Below are 14,784 nucleotides of genomic sequence, written 5' to 3' on the forward strand. Positions count from 1 at the left end.
CCCCCCCCCCCCCCCCCCCCCCCCCCCCCCCCCCCCCCCCCCCCCCCCCCCTCCACTCCCCCGCCCCCCACCGAGATCTACACTAGGTTCTCTTCGTCGGCAGCGTCAGATGTGTATAAGAGACAGCCGCCAGCCCCTGCGCCGCGAGCGCCTCGGCCAGGCCGGCCACGCGCAGGGCGTCCGGCCCCATGCCCGCGCCGCGGGTGCTGGCGCCGACGTCGGTCGGCGCGCCGATGAGCTGGAGCGCCGCCGGCATCAGAACCTCGGCAGTTCGGGGTGGGCCAGGCGGCCGCCGCGCACCAGCATCTTTCCGTATTCGGCGCAGCGCTGCAGCGTGGGGATGACCTTGCCCGGATTGAGCAGGCCGCGCTCGTCGAAGGCGTGCTTCACGCCCAGCATCTGCGCGCGCTCCTCGGGCGAGAACTGCACGCACATGCTGTTGAGCTTCTCCACGCCCACGCCATGCTCGCCGGTGACGGTGCCGCCCATGGCGACGCTGGTCTCCAGGATGTCGGCGCCGAACAGTTCGCAGCGGCGCAACTGGTCGGGGTCGTTGGCGTCGAACAGGATCAGCGGGTGCAGGTTGCCGTCGCCCGCGTGGAACACGTTGGCGCAGCGCAGGCCGTACTTCTTCTCCATGCCCTGGATGGCGAGCAGGATGTCGGCCAGCCGCGCGCGCGGGATGGTCGAGTCCATGCACATGTAGTCCGGGCTGATGCGGCCGCTGGCGGGGAAGGCGTTCTTGCGCCCGCTCCAGAAGCGCAGCCGCTCGGCCTCGTCGGCGCTGACCGTGATGGCGGTGGCGCCGCAGGCGCGCAGCACCGCCTCCATGCGGCCGATTTCCTCCTGCACCTCCTGCGGCGTGCCGTCGGATTCGCACAGCAGGATCGCCTCGGCCGCGAGGTCGTAGCCGGCGTGCACGAAGTCCTCGACCGCGGCGGTCATGGGCTTGTCCATCATCTCCAGCCCGGCCGGGATGATGCCGGCGGCGATCACCGCCGCCACCGCGTCGCCGGCGCGGCGCACGTCGTCGAAGCTGGCCATGATGCAGCGCGCCAGCTGCGGCCTGGGCACCAGCCGCACCGTGACCTCGGTGGCCACGGCCAGCATGCCCTCGCTGCCGACCAGCACCGCCAGCAGGTCCAGCCCGGCGGCGTCGAGCGCCTCGCTGCCGAACTCCACCGGCTCGCCCGCGGCCGTGAAGCCGCGCACCCGCAGCACGTTGTGCAGCGTCAGCCCGTACTTCAGGCAGTGCACGCCGCCCGAGTTCTCGGCCACGTTGCCGCCGATGGTGCAGGCGATCTGGCTCGACGGGTCCGGCGCGTAGTACAGGCCGTGCGGCGCGGCGGCCTCGCTGATCGCCAGGTTGCGCACGCCGCACTGCACGGTGGCGGTGCGTGCCAGCGGGTCGATCTTGAGGATGCGGTTGAAGCGCGCCAGCGACAGGGTGACGCCCAGCGCATGCGGCATGGCGCCGCCCGACAGCCCGGTGCCCGCGCCGCGCGCCACCACCGGGATGCCGCGCGCATGGCAGGCCTTGAGCACCGCCTGCACCTGGGCCTCGGTCTCGGGCAGCACCACGGCCAGCGGTCGCTCGCGGTAGGCGGTCAGGCCGTCGCATTCGTAGGGCACGGTGTCTTCGGCCGTCCAGAGCACCGCGTCTGGTGGCAAATGGGCCTGTAGCCCAGGTACTATCTGGGCTTGTAGCTCTGATTTTGATAGCGATGCGGCGGCCGGTTCGGCGGGGGCGGAGGTCATGCGGCGATTCTCCATGGCTTGCCTGCTGCGGGGGGGTGAAATTTACGGCGGCGGCGTGTGAAGGCACGCCCTCTGCAGCCACTGCGCGAAGGCCGCGCACTCCCAGCGGTCCATGGCGCCGGTGCGCCAGCACAGGTAATGGCCGTGCGGGCTGGGCACGTTGCGCGCGGAGATGCGCTGCAGCTGCCCGCTGTCCAGCCAGGGCGCGCCGAGCTGCAGCCGCACCAGCGCCACGCCCAGCCCCTGCGCGGCGGCCTCGCACAGCAGGCCGATGTCGTGGAAGGAGGAGCCGTCCACCGGCTCGGGCCAGTCCACCGCGTGCGCGGCGAACCAGGTGCGCCAGGGCTCCAGCGGCGAGCGCAGCAGCGTGGCGCGCTGCAGGTCCTCGATGCCCTCGAACGGGCCGTGCCCGCGCAGGTAGCCGGGCGACGCCAGCGGCGTGACCACGTCGGCGGCGAGCAGGGTGTGCTCGACGTCGGCATAGCGGCCGGTGCCGAAGCGCACCATCAGGTCGGCGTCCTCGGCCACCACGTCGAGCAGCGGAATGCTGACCTGCAGCGCCAGGTCGATCTCCGGGTAGGCCTCGGTGAACTGGCGCAGGCGCGGGATCAGGATGGCGCGGGCGAAGGTCGGCGTCACTGCCGCGCGCAGCTTGCGCCGGCCCGAGGCGGCCTGCGCGCTGGGAAAGCGCGACAGCACCACCAGGCCTTCGCGCACGTGGGCCAGGTATTCGCTGCCGTCGGTGGTGAGCGAGAAGTCGGCGCGGCCGAACAGCCGCGTGCCCAGCAACTGCTCCAGTTGGCGCACGCGGTGGCTGACCGCGCTGGGCGTGACGCACAGTTCCTCGGCCGCCAGCGTCACGTTGCGCAGCCGCGCCAGCGCCTCGAAGGTCAGCAGGCACTGGATCGGCGGGATCCTGCGCAGTCCGCCGCCCGCCGGCCCCGCCGTCTCGCCCGCCATGGCTACTTGAAGATGACGGTCTTGTGGCCGTCCAGCAGCACGCGGTGCTCGCTGTGCCACTTCACGGCGCGGGCCAGCACCTGGCTCTCGGTATCGCGGCCGATGGCGGCCAGGTCTTCCACGGTCTTGCTGTGGTCCACGCGGGCCACGTCCTGCTCGATGATCGGGCCTTCGTCCAGGGCCGCGGTCACGTAGTGGGCGGTGGCGCCGATCAGCTTCACGCCGCGGTCGTGCGCCTGGTAGTAGGGCTTGGCGCCCTTGAAGCTGGGCAGGAAGCTGTGGTGGATGTTGATGGCGCGGCCTTCGAGCTTGCGGCACAGGTCGTCGGACAGCACCTGCATGTAGCGCGCCAGCACCACCAGCTCGGCGCCTTCTGCCTGGATGATCTCGTACTGCCGCGCTTCGGCCTGCGGCTTGGTGGCCGCGCTCACCGGGATGTGGTGGAAGGGCACGTTGTAGCTGGCCGCGAGCTGGTAGAAGTCGCGGTGGTTGCTGATGATGGCGCGGATGTCCAGCGCCAGCAGGCCGGTCTTCCAGCGGAACAGCAGGTCGTTCAGGCAATGGCCCTCGCGGCTGACCATCAGCACGGTCGTCATGGGCTCGGACTGCGGGTGCAGGCCCCACTGCATCTGCAGCGGTTCGGCAAAGCCGCGCAGTTCCTCGCGCAGCGCGGCGGCCTCGCGGTCGCTGCTGAACTGCACCCGCATGAAGAACAGATCGGTGGCGCGGTCGTTGTATTGGGCCGCGTCCTCGATGTTGCCGCCGCGCTCGAACAGGAAGCCCGAAACCGCGTGCACGATGCCCGGGCGGTCTGGACAGGACAGGGTCAGGATGTAGACGTTGCTCATAGCCGCGGGATTGTCGCAGCATGCGGGCGTGCACAATCGGCCCACCGTCCGCGGGGCGTGCGGCCGGCATGGTATCTGTATCGCGGCATGCGGCTCCCGCTCACTGCGCCTGCGGCGGCCGGCCCTTGCCCATTCCCTTTTCATGAAGCTCTCCTCAGGCACGCCCGTATCCGCCATGCCCGTTGCGACGCCTGGCCGGCGCCGCGTGTTGTCGGGCGCCTTGCTCTACCTGGTGCTGGGAACCGTCTGGATTCTCGGCGGCGATGCGCTGCTGGCGCTGCTGGTGGACGACCGCGCGCTGCTGTTGCGGATCATCACCCTCAAGGACTGGGGCTATGTCGGCTTGACCGCGCTGCTGGCCTGGTGGCTGCTGCGGCGCGAACAGGCCCTGCAGCGCGCGCACGAGCGGACCGAGCGCGAACTGCGCAGCGTCGTGCAGAACGCCGGCGTGGGCATCGTGCGGGCCTCGGCCAGCGGGCACATCCTGTCGGTCAACCCCAAGCTCTGCGCGATCCTGGGCTACCCGGAAGAAGCGCTGCTGAACATGCGGCTGGAGGCGCTGGTGCTGCCGCAGGACATGCCCGAGGCCGACCGGCAGCGCGACGCGGTGCTGCGCGGCCAGCTCGACCGCTACGAGGCCGAACGGCGCGTGCGCGCGGCCGACGGCAGGGTGCTCACGCTGCTCCTCAACGTGTCGGCGGTGCGCGATGCAAAAGGCGTGGTCGCCCAACTCGTGAAGGTGGTGCGGGACGTCACCGAGATGCGGGCCGCCCAGGTGCGGCTGCGCCTGGCCGCCGCCGTGTTCGAGAACACGGTCGAGGGCGTGCTGGTGGCCGATGCCGAGCGCCGCGTCCTGTCGGTCAACCCTTCCTTCACGCGCATGTTCGGCTACGAGGAGTCCGAAGTGCTCGGCCGCACCACCCGCTTCCTGCGCTGTGAAGGCCAGGATGACGCCTGGTACGGCAGGCTGTGGGACGAGGTGCACTCGAATGGTGCATGGCGCGGCGAGGTGCGGAGCCGGCGGCGCAATGGAGAGGAATCCTGCGAGCTGATGTCCTTGAGCGCCGTACGCGGCGACAGCGGCGAGATCACCCACTACGTGGCGGTCTATACGGACATCTCGATGCAAAAGGCCTCGCAGGCGCAGCTCGACCACCTGGCGCACCACGACGCCCTGACCACCTTGCCGAACCGGCTGATGTTCATGCTGCGCCTGGAGCAGGCTCTGGCCGAGGCCGGCCAGCGCGGCGAGCAACTGGCCGTGCTGCTGCTGGACCTGGATCGTTTCAAGGACGTCAACGACAGCTTTGGCCACCTCACCGGCGACGAGCTGCTGCTGCAGATCGCCACGCGCCTGGCCGCGCGGCTGCGCCCCACCGACCTGCTGGCGCGGCTGGGCGGCGACGAATTCGTGCTGCTGCTGCGCCCGCTGGGCGGCGTCGACGAGGCCGCGCACATGGCGCACCTGTGCATGCAGGAGTGCCTGCGGCCGTGGCGCTCGCGCGAGGGGGTCGAGCTGGCGGTGGGCGCCAGCGTCGGCATCAGCCTGTTCCCCGCGCACGGCAGCACGCCGACGGCGCTGCTGCAGGGCGCCGATGCCGCGCTCTACCGTGCCAAGGCCGACGGCCGCGGCGTGTTCCGCTACTTCTCCGACGAGATGACCTCCGCCGCGCGCGGCCGGCTCGAACTGGAGGCCCGGCTGCGCCGCGCCGTGGCGCAGGGCGAGCTGCTGCTGCACTACCAGCCGCAGGTGGACATCGCCAGCGGCCGCATCGTCGGGGCCGAGGCGCTGCTGCGCTGGCTCGACCCGGAAAAGGGCCTGGTGCCGCCCGGCCGCTTCATCCCCGTCGCCGAGGCCAGCGGCCTGATCGGCGTCATCGGCGCATGGGTGCTGGCCGAGGCCTGCCGACAGGGCCGGGCCTGGCTCGACGAAGGGCTGCCGGCGCTGTCGCTGGCGGTCAACCTGTCGCCGCGCCAGTTCCTGCTGTGCGACGTGGTCGGCCAGGCCACCCAGGTGCTGCAGGCCAGCGGCTTTCCGGCCGAGCGGCTGGAGCTGGAGATCACCGAGGGCGTGCTGGTCGAGCGCGAGCAGGATGCGCTGGAGACGCTCGGCCGCCTGCGCGCGCTGGGCGTGCGCATCGCGGTGGACGACTTCGGCACCGGCTACTCCTCGCTCGCCAAGCTCAAGCGCTTCCCGATCGACGTGCTCAAGATCGACCGCAGCTTCATCAGCGACATCCCGGCCAGCGCCGACGACATGGCGATCAGCTCGGCCATCATTGCCATGGCGCGCAGCCTGGACCTGCGCGTCATCGCCGAGGGCGTGGAGACCCCGGCGCAGCTCCAGTTCCTGCGCGAGCGCCACTGCGATATGTACCAGGGCTTCCTGCACAGCCGCCCGGTGCCGGCGGCGGAGTTCGCCGGGCAGCTGCGGGTGCAGGCCCGGGGCACGCTCACCCGCGATGGCGCATGAATTTGAACAAAAAAGGCTTCCAGCCCAGGTAGTACCTAGGCTTTTTGCTATCTATTGATGAGCGATCGCCGGCGCCGGTTCATGGCGCCCTGCGCTGGCGCAAGGCCGCGCAGTGGTCCACCGGCGCCATGGCGGGCGTGGCCCAGATGCGGTCGAAGCGCGCGCCGTCCGCGGCTGCGGGCGCCGCGCCGCCGGCCACCATCGCCACGCTCTGCACCGCCAGCGCGCTCGGCAGGTGCTGCGGCACGCCGAGCGCGCGGTCCACGTGCCCCGAGCCCGCCCACAGCACCACGGTGCGCCCGGCGCGGACCGACTCGGCCAGCACGTGCGCCATGCTGCGGTCGCGCGCGATCTGCACCCGGGTCATGGCCGGGATCTGGCGCTCGGGCAGCAGCCCGCAGTGGCCCTGGCGGATCGCGTCTTCCTGCGCCTGTCGCGCCGCCGGCGCCAACTGGGCGTCGAGCGAGACGTCGGCCATGGCCGTGCGCAACTGCGCAGCCGGCAGGTTGGCGCCGAGCACCGGCACGCCGGCCTGCACCGCCAGTCGGATCGCCGGGGCGTAGCGCTCCCAGGGCCAGGCGCGCGCGTCCCAGGCCAGCGCCGAGCGGATCGCGGCGTCGTCCGCATCGCGCCCCAGCGCCACCGTGGTGCTGCCCTGCGGCGCCATCTCCAGCGCCAGCGCCGCCAGCCGGCCGCGCGCGGCCAGCGCCTGCACCTCGGCCGCCACGCGCTCGGGCTGGCCGGGCGCATCATGGGTTTCACCGATCAGCAGCACGTCCGGCGCGGGCGCGCCGAGGGCGGCGCAGCCGGCCAGCAGCAGCGCCGGCACGGCGGGGACGCAGCGCCGCAGCGCCGCAAGGACAGGGAAGGAAGAGGCCATGGACCGATACTATGCGGCCAATTTCCTTCCTGCTGCCTCCGTGCCCGCCATCGTCCGGATCCTGCTGACATTGCTGCTGGCGCTTGCCGCGGCGCTGCTGTGCGTCGCCCTGCGCACGCCCATCCCCTGGATGATCGGGCCGCTGCTGGCGACCGCGCTGCTGTCCATGGCCGGCGTGCCCACGGCCAGCGCCACGCCCTTGCGCAACGGCGCGCAGTGGACCATCGGCACGGCCCTGGGGCTGTACTTCACGCCGGCCATCGCCGCGCTGGTGGCGGGCATGTGGTGGGCGATCGTGCTGGCCATCGTCTGGTCGCTGGCGCTGGGCACGCTGTTCGGGGCCTGGCTGCAGCGGGTGCATGCGCTGCGCTTCGCGCACCTGAGGGCGGGCGAGCTGCGCGCCACCACCTACTTCTCGGGCGCGATCGGCGCGGCCTCGGAGATGACGCTGCTGGCCGAGCGCGCCGGCGCGCGCACCGACCTGGTCGCCGCCAGCCACAGCCTGCGCATGGTGATCGTCACGCTGCTGGTGCCCTTCGCCATGCAATGGAGCGGCCTGCACGGGCTGGACATGCTGCCGCCGGCGGTGCGCGACGTGCGCCTGCCGGGCCTGGCCGTGCTGGCCGTGGCGACCGGCGCGGGCGTGCTGCTGCTGCGGCGCGCCGGCGGCGCCAATCCGTGGTTCCTGGGCGCGCTGCTGGTGTCCATGGGCATCACCATGAGCGGCACCGTGCTGTCAGCCGTGCCCGCCTGGCTCACCAGCGCGGCGCAACTGGTGATCGGCGTCAGCCTGGGCGTGCGCTTCACGCGTGCATTCGTGCATACCGCCCCGCGCTGGCTGGGCAGCATCGCCCTCGGCACGCTGGCGCTGCTGGCGCTGTCGGGCGGGTTCGCCGTGCTGCTGGCGCGGGGCACCGGCCTGCACTGGGCCACCATGGTCCTCGGCACCGCGCCGGGCGGCATCACCGAGATGTCCATCACCGCCAAGGTCCTGCAGCTCGGCGTGCCGGTGGTGACCGCGTTCCAGGTGTGCCGGCTGATCGCCGTGCTGCTGCTGGTGGAGCCGGCCTACCGTCGCTTCTTCGGCCCCGCAAAGCACAACGCCACGGCGTGACCGTGGCGTTGCGGGGCAGACGGTGAGGGCGACTAATGCACCAGCACCGGGTTCTGGGCCAGGCCGGCATAGCTGTCGAGCGTGTCTTCGACTTCTTCCTGGGTGGGCGTGTTGCGCTGCCAGTCGAGGATGATCTGCTGGAACATCTCGGCCCAGGAGCCGTCCAGGTACACCTCCTTGCCGGAGCGCTTGTCCACGATCTCGAAACCATGGCGGGCCAGTTGGGGCACGTCGGAGACCGCCGCATCATCGTCGCCCGCGTCGGGCACCATGTGGACCACGACGAAGGATTCGGAGTCATAGAGCATTTGCATGATGGCGTCCCTTTCTATCGGAGATTGCTGGTAGATAGCAACCTTGGTGCCAGTTTCAAGTGTAGCGCTCAAGGCGGAAAGCTCTTTTTTGGGCGCTTTGTAGGATTACAACGCGGCAGGCGCGGGTTCGGACTACGGAATGTTTCCCATGCTGCGCAATTTCTGGTCCACATAGTCGCCGTTCTGCTGGGTGATGCGGATGCGCACCGGCAAGAAGCCCAGCGCCGGCGCATACCAGACCTCCACCCGCGTGTCGTAGTCCTTGCGCGGCGCGCGGTCCAGCCGCACGGTGGCGAGCGCGCCCACGGGCAGCGCCAGTTCCTCGTGATGGGCGACGGTGAACAGCCAGTTCTCCGCGTCGCGGGTGCCCACGGTCTGCACGCTGATGGCCGCGCCCTCGGGGTAGCGCGCCGGATCGCCGGCCAGCAGCGCGCCCAGTTGCAGGAACACGCTCAGCCGGTCCTGCGCGCCCGGGGCCAGCGCCACCTCGGGCGCGTTGGAGCTGAACACCACGCGCCCTTGCTCGTAGTCGAAATGGGCGGCCTGCTCGCTGCGCCGCGGCTTGTCGCCAAAACGCAGCGGCTGCAGGCCCAGCGGCCCGATCCGGCCGGTGCTGGTCTGGCTGCGCGAGCCGATCAGGAAGGCGCTGACCTCGGTCCAGAGCTGGTAGTTCTGCCCATCCTGCTGCCAGCGCAGTTCCGACTTGGCGTGCCAGTTGAAGCCCTTGGCAAAGCCTTCGGCGTCGTAGAACAGGTGTGCCGGCGCGGGCAGGCCCACGGGGGGCGGCGCGGGGGCGGGCGGTGCCGGGGGCTCGGCCGTCCCCGCCGGGGGCTCGGGTTCCGCCGGCGCCGCAGCGGCGGGCGCCATGCTCGGGCCGATCACCGCGGATGCTATTGGATCAATAGCATCAGGACCAGGTAAGTCCTGGGCCTGAGGCACTTTTTCCTCTGATTTTGCCGGAGCCGGCTTGGGCGCGGGGCGCGGCCGTGGCTTGGGCGGCGGCGGGGCCGGGGGCGGCGGAGGCGGCGGCAGCACCATGCGCACCTCGAAGGGCGCCGGCCTGTCCGCCGCCGGGGCGTCCGGCAGCCCCGCCGGCAGCCAGTGCAGCGCCGCCAGGTGCGCCAGCAGCACGGCGGCGCTGAGGATGAGCAGCGGCCGGGTCGGGATGCCCATAGCGCGCGACTTTCAGGCGCCCGGGAAGCCCAGGTCGTGCGAGAGCAGTTGCGCCGCCGCGCGCAGCGGCGCCTCCACCGCGCCGCCCCACTGCGGATCGAAGGTGGCGACCGAGCCCAGCGTGACGATGCCCAGCACGATGTGGCCGTCGGCATCGAACACCGGCGCGCAGAAGCCCACGATGCCGGGCAGCAGCGTGTCCACCACGCGCGCCGAGCCGCGTTCGCGCACCTCGGCAAACAGCCGCGCCGCCTCGGCGGCGGTGGCCGGCACGTCGGTGCGGCCGAGCTTGCGGGCGTGGGCGATCTCGTCCCTCAGCAGCGGCGCGATCGCCTCGGGCGGCAGCCAGGCGGCAAAGCAGCGGCCGGTGGCCGAGGACAGCAGCGGCATCACGTCGCCCAGGCGCAGGTTGGCGGTGACCGACTGCGGCGATTCCTCCCAGTGCACGATGGTCGGGCCGCGGTTGCCCCAGACGGCGATCGCCAGCGTGTGGCCGATGCGCTCCATCAGCGCCGGGATGCGCTCGCGCGCCAGCCGCACCGGGTCCAGCCGCGACAGCGCCGCCAGCCCCAGCCGCAGCGCCGCCGGGCCCAGGTCGTAGCGCGAGGTGCGCAGGTCCTGCGCCACCAGGCCCAGGCGCTGGAAGCTCACCAAGTAGCGGTGCGCCTTGGCCGCGCTCATGCCGGCCTCGGCGGCTGCGTCGCGCAGCATCAGCGGGCCGCGCGCGCGCGCCAGCGCCTCCAGCAGCGCAAAGCCGACTTCCACCGACTGGATGCCGGCGCGGGCCTTGCCGGATTCGTCATCGGCCTCGTCGCCAGCGCCGTGCACAAAGGGTTCGCCCGGGGCTTCCAGCCCCTGCCGCATTGCCACTAGAATCCTCGATCATTTCTTTTAGTTAAACAGGTTTAACTATACGTAATCGGACCCTGGTCCGAAACCGCCACCACCACGGGGACTCCGCTCAATGAAACTCGCTACCTACAAGGACGGCTCGCGCGACGGCCAACTGGTCGTCGTCTCCCGCGATCTGGCTACGGCCCATTATGCGACCGGCATCGCCACCCGCCTGCAGCAGGTGCTGGACGACTGGAGCTTCCTGTCCTCGCAGTTGCAGGACCTCTACGACGAGCTGAACGCCGGCCGCGCGCGCCATGCCTTCCCGTTCGACCCGGCCCAGTGCATGGCGCCGCTGCCGCGCGCCTACCAGTGGGCCGACGGCTCGGCCTACCTCAACCATGTGGAGTTGGTGCGCAAGGCGCGCAACGCCGAGGTGCCGCAGAGCTTCTACGAAGACCCGCTGATGTACCAGGGCGGCAGCGACGACTTCATCGGCCCCTGCGACGACGTGGTGGTGCCCTCGGAGGACTTCGGCATCGACTTCGAGGCCGAGATCGCGGTGGTCACCGGCGACATCCCCATGGGCTGCACGCCCGAGCAGGCGCTGGAGGGCATCCGGCTGATCATGATCGCCAACGACGTGAGCCTGCGCAACCTGATCCCGGCCGAGCTGGCCAAGGGCTTCGGCTTCTTCCAGAGCAAGCCGGCGACCGCCTTCGGCCCGGTGGCCGTGACGCTGGACGAACTGGGCGACGCCTGGGACCACGGCCGCCTGAACCTGGTGCTGCAGAGCACCTGGAACGGCCGCAAGGTCGGCATGTGCGACGCCGGGCCGGAGATGACCTTCCACTTCGGCCAGCTCATCGCCCACATCGGCAAGACGCGCAACATCCGCGCCGGCAGCATCGTCGGCTCGGGCACGGTCAGCAACAAGGGCGTGGAGCGCGACGGCCGCATGGAGTGGCCCAAGGGCTACAGCTGCATCGCCGAGAAGCGCTGCATCGAGACCATCCAGGACGGCGCGCCCAAGACCGGCTTCATGAAGTACGGCGACACCATCCGCATCGAGATGAAGAACCGCGCCGGCCAGAGCATCTTCGGCGCGATCGACCAGAAGATCGCGCCGCCGGGCCCGCCCATCGCCACCGTCTGAGCCCGCGGGCCGGACACGACGGACACAAACTCACGACAAACTCACAGGAGACATCCGCATGCATCGCAGAACCGTTCTGGGCGCCCTTGGCGCCACCGCCGCCGCGGCGGCCACTTCCGCCTGGGCGCAATCGTCCGACGCGGTGATCCGCTGGATCGTGCCCTACCCGGCCGGCGGCGGCACGGACGTGCTCGCGCGCACCGTGGCCGAGGCCATGCGCGCCACGCTCGGCCAGCAACTGGTGATCGACAACCGGCCCGGCGCCTCCACCAACATCGGCGCGCAGGCCGTCGCCACCGCGCGGCCCGACGGCCTGACCATCATGTCGGCCGACAACGCACTGCTGGCCTACAACGAGCACCTGTTCCACAAGCTGCCCTTCAACCCGGACGGCAGCTTCAGCTACGTCGGCGGCATCAGCCGCTTCCCGCTGGCGCTGGTGGTGACGCCGGGCTTCGAGGCGAAGACGCTGCAGGACTTCATCGCCTATGCCAAGGCCAACCCGGGCAAGCTCAACTACGCCTCGCCCGGCAACGGCTCGCCGCACCACCTGGCGATGGAGATGTTCAAGAGCCGCACCGGCACCTTCATCACGCACATCCCCTACCGCGGCGCCGCGCCGGCCATGGCCGACGTCATGGGCGGGCAGGTGCCCTGCATGTTCCTGGACCTGGCCGCGGGCCTGCCGGTGATCCAGTCGGGCAAGGTGCGGGCGCTGGCCATCGGCTCGGCCCGGCGCGCCACGCTGCTGCCGGATCTGCCGACCCTGGCCGAGGCCGGCGTGCCCGATTCGGAGGTGTTCGCGTTCCAGGGCATCCTCGGCCCGGCAGGCCTGCCGCAGCCCGTGGTGCAGCGGCTCAATGCCGCGCTGAACCAGGCGCTCGCCAGCCCCTCCGTGCAGAAGCGCATGGCCGATTTCGGCATGGAGGCCATGCCCGGCACGCCCGAGCAGTTCCACACCTTCGCACGGGCCGAGGCCAGGCGCTGGGGCCCGATCATCCAGGCCACCGGAGTCAAGCTGGATTGATGGGCCCGGGAGCCGGCCAAGGCGTGGAAGGCCGCGGAGCAGGCCATCCGCAGACGTCCGCGGAACCGGCTCCGCCGGGCCGCTGGATGTGCTCCCTGCAAGGGGGTTGGCGAAGACGCGAAGCGCGCAGCCTGGGGTTAGGGCAACGCTGAACAAGCCCCTCGCGTGTCGCGCATCCCTGCCGTGGGCGGTCTGCGGCGTTGCAAATCCTCGCCATAGCTGCGGCTATGGCTGCGGTTTGCGCCTTGCATCCCATCCCACACCAGGGCGCGCGCCACCGCGCGGACTTATTCAGCGTTGCCTTAGCGTGTATACACCTTGCGTGAGCTGTCCTCGGACAGTTCGTCGTCGCGCAGCAGGTTGCCATCGGCGTCCCAGGCGCGCTCGCGGATGATGCGGCCGCGACTGTCGTAGACCGACTCCGACTTGAGTCTGCCCTGCATGTCGTAGCGCCGGTGTGCGCCGGTGGGCATCGGCGCGTAGCGGCCGGTGTCGATGTAGCGGCCTTCGGCTGCGAGCACGCCGTTGTCGTAGAACTCGCGCGTCTCCAGCAGGCGCTTGTTGTCGACCATGGCGTACCGTGCCTTGCTGCGTGGCTGGCCGTTGAGGTAGTAGGTCGACTCGCTGCTGAGCTCGCCCTGGGTCCACAGCCGCTCGCGGGTGAGCGCGCCGTTGGCGGCGAACTCCTGCTCGCGCTCGCGCACCGCCTTGCCGCCGTTGATCGCCCACAGCACCTCGCGGCGCTTGGCGCCATTGGGGCCGAAGCTGCGCTCCACGCGGCTGGTCAGGGTGACCTCTTCCTGCTGCGCGGGCAGGCCGTTGTCCTGGAAGGTCTCGTAGCGCAGGCGCTTGCCGGCGACGAAGGTGGCGCGGGCGTGCACCGCGCCGTTCTCCGCCATGAAGGCCACGGTCGAGGTGCGCAGCGGGAAGCCGCAGAGCCTGGCGTCGTCCACCACCGGGGCCAGCACCGGCCGGTCCGCACAGCGCAGGCCGCGCAGTTCTCCGCGCGAGGTGAATTCCGCGTAGGCCAGCTCGCCCGCGGGGCCGTAGAAACTCGCACGCTGGAGCTGGCCGTCCGCATAGTAGGTGCGCGCCAGGCCGACCTGCCGGCCGTCCTCGTAGCTGGCGTCGCGCACCAGTTGGCCGCTGGCGGCGAACTCCTGGCTGCGACCCTGCATGTTGCCGCGCTCGTTCACGCTGTACTCGCGCGACAGCCTGCCGGCGGCGTAGTACCGGACCGCGCCCATGAACCTGCCGTTCTGCAGTTCCTGCTCGCGCACCAGTTGGCCGCTGTCGAGGTCGCGGCAACGCAGGATGCCGCTCCTGCCCTCGGTGGCATGCCCGTTGGCCGGGTTCACGGGCTCGCCGTTGAGTTCACAGTCCTGCACGGCCCAGGCCGTCGAGGCCGTCAGCGCCGCCAGGATGAACATCGCGCGACAGCCGATGCGCACACCGGTTCCGGGATTCATCGACCGCTTCTCCCGTGCGCCTGACTCTCTGGAACATGCAGCAAGACCATGGCCGAGCTTATCAGCGGGCCCTCGGGTTGCCGGGACGTGGGAGGCATCGTTACATAGCGAGACATTTTGCCCCGACCGCCTCTGTCGGTGGTGCGAGACGGAGCGCTTGGAGTAAGCTGACCGCCGACGTCCCGTGCGCGTGCACGGCGCGCGCAGCCCCATCTTTCTGGAGTGGTCATGAGCGATTCCAACGCGTTCGGTTTCGGCAATTTCGTCCCTGGATTCGACTTCCTGCAGACGCTCGTGCAGTCCGCGGCCAAGGGCGCCGCGCCGCGCCCGGGCGCCGCTTCGGGCATGCCCGACTGGTCGAGCTGGATCGCGCCGACGCTCAAGGCCGAAGACCTGGAAAAGCGCATCAACGAACTCAAGACGGTGCAGTTCTGGCTGGAGCAGAACGCCCGCGCGCTGGCGGCCACGATCCAGGCGCTGGAGGTGCAGAAGATGTCGCTCGCCACCCTGCGCAGCATGAACGTGCAGGTGGGCGATCTCGCCGCGGCCTTCGGCGTGCATGCCGGGGCGCCCGCAACCGCGCCCGCGCCCGCACCTTCGGCGGGCGCGCCTTCTGCCGCCGGCCCGTACGACGACATGTACACCGCGCGGCCGGCCGCCGGGCCCGCGCCCGCGCCCGCGCAGGAGGCTGTCTCTTATACACATCTGACGCTGCCGACGAAGAGAACCTAGTGGAGGTGGGGGGGGGGGGGGGGGGGGGGGGGGGGGGGGGGGGGGG

At 71.0% G+C, this 14,784-nt stretch carries 13 protein-coding genes and 1 pseudogene; 6 read left to right on the top strand and 8 right to left on the bottom strand.

The genetic code is table 11. The features are described from left to right. Positions 1-237, top strand: a pseudogene (locus JHD63_RS25060) (hypothetical protein); the annotation flags it as partial. 18 nt (positions 238-255) lie between these two features. On the opposite strand, the gene JHD63_RS18690 reads toward JHD63_RS25060, so the two are convergent. Genes JHD63_RS18690 through purU form a run of 3 tightly spaced genes read right to left on the bottom strand, consistent with a single transcriptional unit; the run spans position 256 to position 3,566 of the window. Further along, positions 256-1,758 carry an FAD-linked oxidase C-terminal domain-containing protein gene (locus JHD63_RS18690; protein WP_198972317.1) on the bottom strand — a complete coding sequence of 501 codons (1,503 nt, stop codon included), beginning with the start codon at positions 1,756-1,758 and terminating at the stop codon, positions 256-258. A gap of 42 nt (positions 1,759-1,800) precedes the next feature. Continuing rightward, positions 1,801-2,718: a LysR substrate-binding domain-containing protein gene (locus tag JHD63_RS18695; RefSeq protein WP_198972318.1), complete on the bottom strand. Its 918-nt coding sequence runs from the start codon at positions 2,716-2,718 to the stop codon at positions 1,801-1,803. A 2-nt stretch (positions 2,719-2,720) separates the two neighbouring features. Continuing rightward, positions 2,721-3,566, bottom strand: coding sequence for a formyltetrahydrofolate deformylase (purU, locus tag JHD63_RS18700; RefSeq protein ID WP_198972319.1), 846 nt, complete (start codon positions 3,564-3,566; stop codon positions 2,721-2,723). A 142-nt stretch (positions 3,567-3,708) separates the two neighbouring features. Here purU and JHD63_RS18705 point away from each other — a divergent pair, with 142 nt between their 5' ends. Further along, on the top strand, positions 3,709-6,039 hold the full coding sequence (locus tag JHD63_RS18705) for a sensor domain-containing protein (RefSeq protein ID WP_233168405.1): 2,331 nt from the start codon (positions 3,709-3,711) through the stop codon (positions 6,037-6,039). Positions 6,040-6,118: 79 nt separating this feature from the next. On the opposite strand, the gene JHD63_RS18710 is transcribed toward JHD63_RS18705, so the two are convergent. Then, a complete protein-coding gene (locus JHD63_RS18710) occupies positions 6,119-6,919 on the bottom strand; it encodes a ChaN family lipoprotein (protein ID WP_198972320.1) in 801 nt (266 codons plus the stop codon). Between JHD63_RS18710 and JHD63_RS18715 the strand changes: the two genes are divergently transcribed. After that, on the top strand, positions 6,918-8,033 hold the full coding sequence (locus JHD63_RS18715) for an AbrB family transcriptional regulator (RefSeq protein ID WP_198972321.1): 1,116 nt from the start codon (positions 6,918-6,920) through the stop codon (positions 8,031-8,033). The genes JHD63_RS18710 and JHD63_RS18715 overlap by 2 nt on opposite strands. Positions 8,034-8,065: 32 nt before the next feature. Here JHD63_RS18715 and JHD63_RS18720 read toward each other — a convergent pair whose 3' ends face one another. The 3 genes from JHD63_RS18720 to JHD63_RS18730 all read right to left on the bottom strand — a co-directional run bounded on the left by JHD63_RS18720 (position 8,066) and on the right by JHD63_RS18730 (position 10,384). Next, complete coding sequence (locus JHD63_RS18720) at positions 8,066-8,347, bottom strand: BTH_I0359 family protein (protein WP_198972322.1); 282 nt, start codon at positions 8,345-8,347, stop codon at positions 8,066-8,068. A gap of 132 nt (positions 8,348-8,479) precedes the next feature. After that, positions 8,480-9,520 carry a DUF3108 domain-containing protein gene (locus JHD63_RS18725; protein ID WP_233168407.1) on the bottom strand — a complete coding sequence of 347 codons (1,041 nt, stop codon included), beginning with the start codon at positions 9,518-9,520 and terminating at the stop codon, positions 8,480-8,482. A gap of 12 nt (positions 9,521-9,532) precedes the next feature. After that, the gene (locus JHD63_RS18730) at positions 9,533-10,384 is read right to left on the bottom strand and encodes an IclR family transcriptional regulator (RefSeq protein ID WP_198972323.1); all 852 of its coding nucleotides are present in this window, start codon (positions 10,382-10,384) and stop codon (positions 9,533-9,535) included. A 100-nt stretch (positions 10,385-10,484) separates the two neighbouring features. On the opposite strand from JHD63_RS18730, the gene JHD63_RS18735 reads away from it, so the two are divergent. After that, positions 10,485-11,510: a fumarylacetoacetate hydrolase family protein gene (locus tag JHD63_RS18735; protein WP_198972324.1), complete on the top strand. Its 1,026-nt coding sequence runs from the start codon at positions 10,485-10,487 to the stop codon at positions 11,508-11,510. A 58-nt stretch (positions 11,511-11,568) separates the two neighbouring features. After that, positions 11,569-12,537, top strand: coding sequence for a Bug family tripartite tricarboxylate transporter substrate binding protein (locus JHD63_RS18740; RefSeq protein ID WP_198972325.1), 969 nt, complete (start codon positions 11,569-11,571; stop codon positions 12,535-12,537). 302 nt (positions 12,538-12,839) lie between these two features. Here the strand turns inward: JHD63_RS18740 and JHD63_RS18745 are convergent, their stop codons facing one another. After that, positions 12,840-14,006 carry a toxin-antitoxin system YwqK family antitoxin gene (locus tag JHD63_RS18745; protein WP_233168410.1) on the bottom strand — a complete coding sequence of 389 codons (1,167 nt, stop codon included), beginning with the start codon at positions 14,004-14,006 and terminating at the stop codon, positions 12,840-12,842. Between the two features lie 228 nt (positions 14,007-14,234). On the opposite strand from JHD63_RS18745, the gene JHD63_RS18750 reads away from it, so the two are divergent. After that, a complete protein-coding gene (locus tag JHD63_RS18750; RefSeq protein ID WP_198972326.1) occupies positions 14,235-14,738 on the top strand; it encodes a PhaM family polyhydroxyalkanoate granule multifunctional regulatory protein in 504 nt (167 codons plus the stop codon). The last annotated feature ends 46 nt before the right edge of the window (positions 14,739-14,784 follow it).

Origin of the sequence: Xylophilus sp. ASV27 (assembly GCF_016428875.1) — a bacterium.
In the GTDB taxonomy this organism is placed as follows: Bacteria; Pseudomonadota; Gammaproteobacteria; order Burkholderiales; family Burkholderiaceae_C; genus Xylophilus.